12 protein-coding genes are annotated in these 8823 nt (G+C 70.2%); 10 read left to right on the forward strand and 2 right to left on the reverse strand.

Features of this window, described 5'->3' with window-relative positions:
• The 10 genes from Q0C81_RS10485 to Q0C81_RS10530 form a co-directional block, all read left to right on the forward strand.
• A partial coding sequence (locus Q0C81_RS10485) for a BamA/TamA family outer membrane protein (RefSeq protein WP_291837273.1) occupies positions 1–282 on the forward strand: 282 nt, incomplete at its 5' end.
• 34 nt (positions 283–316) lie between these two features.
• Complete coding sequence (locus Q0C81_RS10490; protein ID WP_291837274.1) at positions 317–910, forward strand: OmpH family outer membrane protein; 594 nt, start codon at positions 317–319, stop codon at positions 908–910.
• 14 nt (positions 911–924) lie between these two features.
• The gene (gene lpxD, locus Q0C81_RS10495; protein ID WP_291837276.1) at positions 925–1935 is read left to right on the forward strand and encodes a UDP-3-O-(3-hydroxymyristoyl)glucosamine N-acyltransferase; all 1011 of its coding nucleotides are present in this window, start codon (positions 925–927) and stop codon (positions 1933–1935) included.
• 4 nt (positions 1936–1939) lie between these two features.
• On the forward strand, positions 1940–2407 hold the full coding sequence (gene fabZ, locus Q0C81_RS10500) for a 3-hydroxyacyl-ACP dehydratase FabZ (protein WP_291837278.1): 468 nt from the start codon (positions 1940–1942) through the stop codon (positions 2405–2407).
• On the forward strand, positions 2407–3195 hold the full coding sequence (gene lpxA, locus Q0C81_RS10505; protein WP_291837280.1) for an acyl-ACP--UDP-N-acetylglucosamine O-acyltransferase: 789 nt from the start codon (positions 2407–2409) through the stop codon (positions 3193–3195). Before fabZ ends, lpxA begins: the two co-directional genes overlap by 1 nt.
• Entirely contained in the window at positions 3192–4025 is an 834-nt protein-coding gene (locus tag Q0C81_RS10510; protein ID WP_291837282.1) for an LpxI family protein, read from the forward strand. The genes lpxA and Q0C81_RS10510 overlap by 4 nt, the downstream gene beginning before the upstream one ends.
• Positions 4022–5191, forward strand: coding sequence for a lipid-A-disaccharide synthase (lpxB, locus tag Q0C81_RS10515; protein WP_291837284.1), 1170 nt, complete (start codon positions 4022–4024; stop codon positions 5189–5191). Before Q0C81_RS10510 ends, lpxB begins: the two co-directional genes overlap by 4 nt.
• A gap of 4 nt (positions 5192–5195) precedes the next feature.
• Positions 5196–5891, forward strand: coding sequence for an alpha/beta fold hydrolase (locus Q0C81_RS10520; protein ID WP_291837286.1), 696 nt, complete (start codon positions 5196–5198; stop codon positions 5889–5891).
• A gap of 2 nt (positions 5892–5893) precedes the next feature.
• Positions 5894–6886 carry an FUSC family protein gene (locus Q0C81_RS10525; RefSeq protein ID WP_291837288.1) on the forward strand — a complete coding sequence of 331 codons (993 nt, stop codon included), beginning with the start codon at positions 5894–5896 and terminating at the stop codon, positions 6884–6886.
• Positions 6887–6957: 71 nt separating this feature from the next.
• The gene (locus Q0C81_RS10530) at positions 6958–7293 is read left to right on the forward strand and encodes an EF-hand domain-containing protein (protein WP_291837290.1); all 336 of its coding nucleotides are present in this window, start codon (positions 6958–6960) and stop codon (positions 7291–7293) included.
• A gap of 5 nt (positions 7294–7298) precedes the next feature.
• On the opposite strand, the gene lepB is transcribed toward Q0C81_RS10530, so the two are convergent.
• Both lepB and Q0C81_RS10540 read right to left on the reverse strand, forming a co-directional pair.
• A complete protein-coding gene (lepB, locus tag Q0C81_RS10535) occupies positions 7299–8066 on the reverse strand; it encodes a signal peptidase I (RefSeq protein WP_291837292.1) in 768 nt (255 codons plus the stop codon).
• Positions 8067–8193: 127 nt separating this feature from the next.
• Positions 8194–8823, reverse strand: a 630-nt coding sequence (locus Q0C81_RS10540; protein WP_291837294.1) for a citrate/2-methylcitrate synthase, incomplete at its 5' end; no start/stop codon positions are given.

Consider the following 8823-nt stretch of genomic DNA (forward strand, 5'->3'; position numbering starts at 1 on the left):
CTGACGGTCCCCAACTATCTTCCGGAAGAATACGGCATCCGGACCTCGCTGTTCACCGATGTGGGCACCCTGGGCGCGCTGGATGATCGTTACACGGTCACCTCGGCGGGGCTTCCCGACGCCAAGATCGTGGACGAGCTCGAACTGCGTGCGTCGGCCGGCATCAGCATCCACTGGCGTTCGCCGATGGGGCCGATCCGCTTCGACCTCAGCAAGATTATCGGCCAGGAAGACTACGACAAAACCGAAACCTTCCGCTTCTCGACTTCAACCCAGTTCTAACCGCGGGACGACGTCCCGCTCCAAAGGCCTGACCATGAAACTGTTCGCTATCGGCGCCTTCGCCGTCGCCACCCTCGCCGCCGGAACCGCCTCGGCCCAAGCCCAGGCCCAGCAGCCGGCTCCGCTCACGCACGGACCGGTCCTGGCGGGCGTCTGCATGTACAGCCCGCAAGCCCTGATCACGAACAGCACCGCCGGCCGTTCGCTGGCCACCGGCCTGCAACGCCTCGGTGAAGAAGTGCGTGGCGAGCTGGCCCCGTACGCCGCGACCCTGGAAACCGAAGCCACGGCGCTGCAACAGGGCGGCCAGGCCGCCGATCCGGACGGCTCGCGCGGCCGCGCCTGGCAGACCCGTCTGCAGGAAGCCCAGCAGCTGGAAGAGACCCGCACCAACGAGCTGCGCTACACCGAGCGTCTGCAAACCCAGACGATCGTCAACGCCGCCCGCCCGATCATCACCGCCCTCTATCAGGAGAAGGGCTGCAGCATCCTGCTGGACGGCGGTTCGGTTCTGGCCGTGAACCCGCAGATGGATCTGACCGAAGCCGCGATCCAGCGCCTGAACCAGGCCCTGCCGTCGCTGCCGCAGTTCACGCGCAGCGCCGTGCCGGTCCAGCCGCAGCAATAAGCCTGCGATCCGGAATGCCTGACCCGCGATTTTTCGAGAGCCTGCCGACGCTGGACGTCGCCGGGCTGGCCGAACGGATCGGGGCCGAAGTCTCGCGCGGCGGGGACCGAAAGGTCTCCGCCGTTGCGCCTTTGGGGACCGCCGGTTCGACCGAGGTCGCCTTTCTCGGCGACCGCAAATTCGCTGAACAGCTGAAGGCCACCGCGGCCGGCTGCGTGATCGTTCCGGCCGCCGCCGCCGACCTGGCGCCGGCCTCCGCCGCCGTGCTGGTGTCATCGACGCCCCAGGCCGCCTGGGCGGCGGCGTCACTGCTGTTCCACCGCCCGCATGCGCTCGACAAGGCCGCCGACCCTGTCTTCGCCGTCGAGGACGAGACGGTCGTGCTGGAGCCCGGCGTGGTGCTGGGTCACGGCGCCCGCATCGGCCGCGGCACCCGCGTCGGCGCCAATACGGTGATCGGCCCGGGCGTGCAGATCGGCCGCGACTGTCACATCGGCTCCAACGTCACCATCGGCTTCGCCCTGATCGGCGACCGGGTGAAACTGTATTCCGGCGTTCGCATCGGCGAGCCGGGCTTCGGCGCGGCCGGATCGCGCGCCGGACCGGTCGATGTGCCCCAGCTGGGCCGGGTCGTCATCCAGGACGGAGTCACGGTGGGCGCGAACACCTGCATCGACCGCGGCGCCTACGACGACACGGTCATCGGCGAGAACACCAAGATCGATAATCTGGTCATGATCGCGCACAATTGCACGATCGGCCGCAACTGCCTGATCGCCGCCCACACGGGGATTTCCGGGTCGGTGACGGTCGGCGACGGCGTCATGTTCGGCGGCAAGGCCGGCATCGGCGACCACCTGGCCATCGGTGAAGGCGCCCGGGTCGCGGGCGGCGCCGGGGTGCTGGCGAACATCCCGGCGGGGGAGACCTGGTCCGGTTATCCAGCGAAACCCATTCGACAATTCTTGCGCGAAACGATCTGGGTGTCCAAACAGGCGTCGAAGAAAAAGGACGACAGGGAGTAGAGCCATGGCCGACGAGAACGGCAGCATCGATTACGCCGAGGTGATGCGGCGGCTCCCCCACCGATATCCCTTCCTGCTCGTCGACAAGGCCGAGAATTTCGTGCCCGCGACCTCGATCACCGGGATCAAGAACGTCACGCATAACGAGCCGTTCTTTCCGGGGCATTTCCCGATCGATCCGGTCATGCCGGGCGTGCTGATCGTCGAGGCGATGGCCCAGACGGGCGCCTTGCTGATGTCCAAGACCATGGATGTCGCGGTGGCCGACAAGGTCATCATGTTCATGTCGATCGATGGCGTGCGCTTCCGCAAACCGGCCCGGCCGGGCGACCAGCTGCGCATGGAAGTCAGGGTGACCCGCGCCCGCGGCGACGCCTACAAGTTCCGAGGCGAGACCTTCATCGACGGCAAGCTGGCCGCTGAGGCCGAGTTCATGGCGATGGTCGTGACCGTCGATCAGCCGGCGACCTGATGGCCATCCACCCCACAGCCCAGGTCGATGCGTCGGCCAGACTGGCCGATGGCGTCGATATCGGCCCGTGGAGCATCATCGGGCCGAACGTCGTGCTGGCCGAGGGCGTGCGCGTCGCCAGTCACGTGGTGATCCAGCAGGACACCGCGGTCGGCGCCGGCACGACGATCCACCCGTTCTGCGTCATGGGCGGGGACCCTCAGCACGGCGGCTACAAGGGTGAGCCGGTTGCGCTGGAGATCGGCGAGAACAACACTATCCGCGAGCACTCGACCTTCAACCGGGGCACGCCGGGCGACCGCAAGCTGACCACCATCGGCTCGAACAACCTGTTCATGACCGGGGCCCACGTCGGGCACGACTGCATCGTGGGCAGCAACGTGACCTTCGCCAACAACGCCACCCTGGGCGGTCACGCCCGGGTCGGCGACAAGGTCTTCCTCGGCGGACTGGCGGCGGTGCACCAGTTCGGGCGGATCGGACAGGGCGCCATCGTCGGCGGCCTGTCGGCGGTGACGCGCGACGTGATCCCCTACGGCTCGGCCTGGGGCAATCACGTGCGCCTGCACGGGCTGAACCTGATCGGCCTGAAACGGAAGGGTTATGGCAAGGACGCCATTCGCCGCCTGCTGGCCGCCTATCGCGACATCTTCGAGGGCGAGGGCCTGTTCTCCGAGCGCCTGACCGAGGCGGCCGCGACCTATGCCGACCTGCCGGAGATCCAGGAGATCGTCGCCTTCATCCGCGAGGACACGCGGCGACCGGTCGCTCTTCCGGAACGCGGATGAGCGGCAAGCTGGCCCTGATCGCCGGCGGCGGGGCCTTGCCCGTCTCGGTGGCGGCGCGCTGCGAGGCCGAGGGCCGGCCGGTGTTCGTGATCCGGCTGGCGGGCTTCGCCGACCCGCACCTGGCCCACTATCCGGGCATCGACGCGGGCATGGCCGAGATCGGCAAGATCCTGTCGGCGATGAAGAAGGCCGGCTGCAAGGCGGTCTGCCTGGCCGGGACGGTCAGCCGGCCCGATTTCAAGACCCTGAAGCCTGACTTCAAGGGCGCGACCGTCCTGCCGGGCATCATCGCCGCCGCCACCAAGGGCGACGACGCCCTGCTGCGCAAGATCCTGTCGGTGTTCGAGGCCGACGGCTACCTGGTCGAGGGCGCCGACGACATCCTGGGCGGAGAGACCCTTCCGGCCGGAGCGCTGGGCCGGGTCCAGCCGAGCGAAGACCAGCTGACCGATCTGCGGAAGGCGCTGTACGTCGCCGAGAAGTCGGGCGAACTGGATATCGGCCAGGGCGCGGTCGTCTGCGACGGCCTGGTGCTGGCCGTGGAGGCCCAGGAGGGCACGGACGCCATGCTGATGCGCGTCGCCAGCCTGCCCGCCGACCTGCGCGGCTCGGCCTCCGTCCGCAAGGGGGCGCTGGGCAAGGCGCCCAAGCCGATCCAGGACCTGCGCGTCGACATGCCGGTCATGGGCGCGCACACCATCGAGATGGCCGCCGCCGCCGGTCTGGCGGGCGTCGGCGGGGTGGCGGGCAAGCTGATCGTCATCGACCGTCCGTCCCTGATCGAGGCCGCCGACCGGCTGGGGCTCTATGTCTGGGGCGAGGACCGATGAGCCGTCCGCTGAAGATCATGCTGGTCGCCGCCGAGGCGTCTGGAGACGCGCTGGGCGCCGGTCTGGCGCAGGCGCTGAAGACCCGGCTGGGCGACGACGTGACCTTCGTCGGCGTCGGCGGGCCCAAGATGGCCGCCGAGGGGGTGCAAAGCCCGTTCGACATCGCCGAACTGTCCATCCTGGGCTGGATCGAGGGGCTGAAGGCCTATGGCGTGGTCAAGCGCCGCGTGACCGACACCGTGGCCCATGCCGTGGCGGAGAAGCCCGACGCGGTCGTGCTGATCGACAGCTGGGGCTTCACCATCCGGGTGGCCAAGACGCTGAAAGAGGCGCTGCCGGGCGTGCCCCTGATCAAATACGTCGGGCCGCAGGTCTGGGCCTCGCGGCCTGGCCGGGCCAAGACCCTGGCGCAGTCCGTGGATCACCTGCTGGCGCTGTACGCCTTTGACGCGCCGTGGTTCGAGCGCGAGGGGCTGGCGACGACGGTCGTCGGCTCGCAGGCCCTGCATGTGGACATGAGCGCGGCGGACCCCGCCGCCTTCCGCGCCCGCCGGGGCATTGCGCCGGACGCCGACCTGCTGCTGGTCCTGCCGGGCAGCCGCCCGTCCGAGATCCGGCTGATGACGCCTGTCTATGAGGGCGCGGTGGGGCGGCTGAAGCGCCAGAATCCGGCGCTGGAAGTCGCCGTGGTCGCCGCCGGCACCGTCGCCGAGGACGTGACCGGACGGATCGCCGCCTGGCCCTTCCGCGTGCACCTGGTGTCCGAGGCCGAGAAGTACGATGCGATGAAGGCCGCCACGGTGGCGCTGGCGACCAGCGGCACGGTCTCGACCGAGCTGGCGCTGGCCGGCGCGCCGATGGTGATCGGCTATCGCTTCCAGCCGCTCAGCTACGCGATCATGAAGCCCTTCTTCACGGGCAAGTACGCGACCCTGTTCAATCACGCGGCGGACGAGGAGATCGCCCGCGAGCTGATCCAGAACGACGCCACGCCGGAGAAGGTCGCCGCAGAGGTGGAGCGGCTGCTGGCCGATCCCGAGGCGCGCCGGACGCAGGCCGAGCGGCAGACGGCGGCGTTGGATCTGATGGGTCGCAATGCACCGGACCCGTCCAGCCTGGCGGCTGATGCGGTGCTGCGAGTCATCGCGGCCAGGGCGGGGCGCTGAGACCGTGTCGCCGGCGCCCCTGATCCTGATCCCGGGGCTGCTGAACGATGCGGACCTGTGGCGGGATCAGGTCGCCGCCCTGTCGCCGCGCTTCGACGTGCGGGTCGCGGACATCACCCGGGGCGAGACGATGGCGGCGCTGGTCGAGGCCGTCTTCGCGCTGGCCGAGGGACCGGTCGCGGTCGCGGGCTTCTCGATGGGCGGCTATGTGGCCCAGGCCATGCTGATGCACCGTCCGGAGCGGATCGAGCGGCTGGCCCTGCTGGACACCGGGATTCGTCCCGACACGCCCGAGCGCGCCGCCGAGCGGGCGACGCAGACCCGGTTGGCGACGGCGTCCGGCCGATTTGTCGGGATCGGAGACCGGCTGCTGAGGACCTATATGGCCCCCGACCACGTCGCGAACCCGGACATGGCCGAGCGGGTCAAGGCGATGACCCAGCGGCTGGGGGCCGAGGTCTTCATCCGCCAGAGCGCCATCGTTCGCGGGGACGGCGAGGCGGCGCTGCGGGCGTATCGCGGGCCGACGCTGGTGTTGTGCGGGGAGGTGGACCAGATCACCCCGCCGGCGGGTCACCGCGAGATCGTCGGGCTGGTCCCGGACGCCGAACTGGTCATCGCGCCGGGTTGCGGCCACCTGACGCCGATCGAGGCGCCGGAGCTGGTCAGCGGGGCGCTGGCCCACTGGATGGAGCGCTGAGCATGGCGCGCGCCCTCAGCCCCCGCCGGGCGGCCGAGGTGCGCGCCGCCGTGCAGATGGCGGTCGGGGCCGCCGCGGCCTTCTATCTGGCCACCGCGCTGGGCTTGCCGCATCCCTACTGGAGCGTGATCTCGGCCATCGTGGTCATCCAGACCAGCGTCGGCGGCGGGGTGGTGGCCGTGGCGCGCGACCGGGCCGTCGGCACCATCGTCGGGGCCCTGGTCGGTGGAGCGGTGGCCTTCGTGCGGCCCGAGGGCGTCAGCGCCATGGTCGGAGCCCTGGCCCTGTCGACGGCGGGCCTGGCCTTCTTCGCGGCCGGGCGGCCCTGGCTGAAGATCGCGCCGGTGACGGCCGCCATCGTCATCGCGGGCGGCGCGGGGCCCGAGGGGCCCGCCTCGCTGGCGCTGGACCGGGTGATGGAGATCCTGACCGGCAGCGGGGTCGGCGTCATCGCCATTCTGCTGCTGTTTCCCCGGCATGCGCGCCAGACCTTCCGGCTGCAGGCGCGGGAGGCGGCGGGCAAGGCCGCGGCCCTGCTGGCGCTGGTCATGCGCGGGGACGCCGCCGACGCGGGCGACCTGGCCCGCAGCCACGCGGACATGAAGAAGCGGCTGGATGCGCTGGGTCAGGCGGCGACCAATGTCATCGACCTGCCGGGCAGCCAGAAGGAGACCGCCGACCGCGCGGCCCTGGTGCGGGCCTTCTGGCGGGTGCGCAGCGACATCGTCATCCTGGGGCGCGGCTTCCAGGCCTCCGGGGCGCTGGACCGTCTGGAGCCGTGGATTCACGCCGCCACGGCCGCGGTGGTCCGTCTGGAGGCGCTGTCGCGGGGCGAGGCGGGGGAGCCGCTGGGCGATCCAGACCCGGTCCTGGCGCTGGGCGGCGGCGAGTCCGACGGCGATCTGGCCCGGGGTGCGGCGGCCATCGGCCTGGCCCACATGCACCGCGACCTCGACGACCTGGGCGAACGTTTCCGCGACCTGCGTCTGGTCTAGACGCGGCGGGGCCGAGGCCACATTCTGGTCTGGAGATCGGGGCTTGCTGAGCCCTCGAAGAGGATTGAGCGATGACCCGCCAGAAAGCCCCCAAGAAGAGCGAGACCATCGAGGTGCGCGTGCCCTACGGCGCCAAGACCGCCTTCGCCGAGCGCTGCCGCGAGAACGGCCAGACGGTCAGCGAAGCCGTGCGGGCCTTCATGGAGCGCGAGATCGGCGGCGAGAGGCGGTCGGGGCGGGGCCGGACCCGCCTGTGGCACGCGGTCGCGGCGCTGGCGGCGGGACTGGCCCTGGGCTCCATCGCCGCTCCGTCGCTGGCCCAGAGCGCGCCCGCGTCCCGCGCCGCCTTCGAGCGGCTGGACCGTAACCACGACGGCGTCGTCAGCTATGACGAGTTCCGCCGCTAACGGGTCTAGCGGACCGGCTTGAAGAGCCGTCCGCCGCGCAGGTTCAGCCAGGTCCAGGGCTTGAACAGGCCGGCGCCGGGCTTCCACGACGCGACAACGATCTCGGCCTTGCCGACGATGTTCTCGGCCGGCAGCAGGCCGACGCCGACATCGCCGGGCCAGCGGCTGTCCAGCGAGTTGTCGCGGTTGTCGCCCATCATGAAATACTGGCCCTCGGGCACGACATAGACGCCGGTGTCGTCGCCCGGCAGGCCGGACCCGCGGTCATAGGTGAGGTACTGCCGCCCCTCCGGCGTGGTCTCGCGCACTCGCAGCACCTGGACGCCGGAATCATCCTGGTCCTGGACCAGGTTCAGCGGCGTGCGGGGGATGGCGCTGCCGTTCACGAACACCGTTCCGCCCATGACCTGCACCCGGTCGCCCGGCAGGCCGATGACGCGCTTGACCCAGGTCTGCTGCGGCGCGCTGGGGCGGCGGAAGACGACCACGTCGCCCCGCTCGGCCGTGCGTCCGAACAGGCGGCCGTCCGGCAGCGGCGGGTTGAAGGGCAGGGAGGCCCGGCTCCAGCCGTAGGCGAATTTCGACACCACCACATAGTCGCCGATCACCAGCCCCGGCTCCATCGAGGACGAGGGGATGGTGAAGGGCTGGTACAGGGTCGTCTGGATGGCGGTGGCGGCCAGCAGGCCGATCGCGACCACGCGGACGGTGTCGATCAGTTCGCGGACGGGCCCCTGGGAGGGGCGGAGGGCGGTCTTGGCGTGTTGGGTCATGGGCTCAGCAGACGGCGCCCCACGGGCGGCTTCAACGGCGAAGGCGTCCGGACGCCGGGAAATCGTGTCCGGACAAAGAAAAACGCCGGGGCGCGGGGCCCCGGCGTTTTGTCTGGTCGGGCGTGGATCAGCCGCGGTTTTCGATCGGCACGTAATCGCGCTCGGTCGGGCCGGTGTACAGCTGGCGCGGACGGCCGATCTTCTGGCCCGGGTCGGCCATCATTTCCTGCCACTGGGCGATCCAGCCGACGGTGCGGGCCAGGGCGAACAGCACGGTGAACATCGAGGTCGGGAAGCCCATCGCCGACAGGGTGATGCCCGAATAGAAGTCCACGTTCGGGAACAGCTTGCGCGAGGTGAAGTACTCGTCCTGCAGGGCGACCTTCTCCAGCTCCTTGGCGACGACGAACAGCGGATCGTTCTCGCGGCCCGTGGCGGCCAGCACTTCGTAGGCCGACTGCTGCATGACCTTCGCGCGCGGGTCGTAGTTCTTGTAGACCCGGTGGCCGAAGCCCATCAGCTTGAATTTGCGGTCCTTCACGCCCTGGATGAACTCCGGGATCTTGTCCGGGGTGCCGATCTCCTTGAGCATGTTCAGCGCCTCTTCGTTGGCGCCGCCGTGCGACGGGCCCCACAGGCAGGCGATGCCGGCGGCGATACAGGCGAAGGGATTGGCGCCCGACGAGCCGGCCAGACGGACGGTCGAGGTCGAGGCGTTCTGCTCGTGGTCGGCGTGCAGGGTGAAGATGCGGTCCAT

The organism is Brevundimonas sp. (assembly GCF_023259385.1).
GTDB lineage: Bacteria > Pseudomonadota > Alphaproteobacteria > Caulobacterales > Caulobacteraceae > Brevundimonas.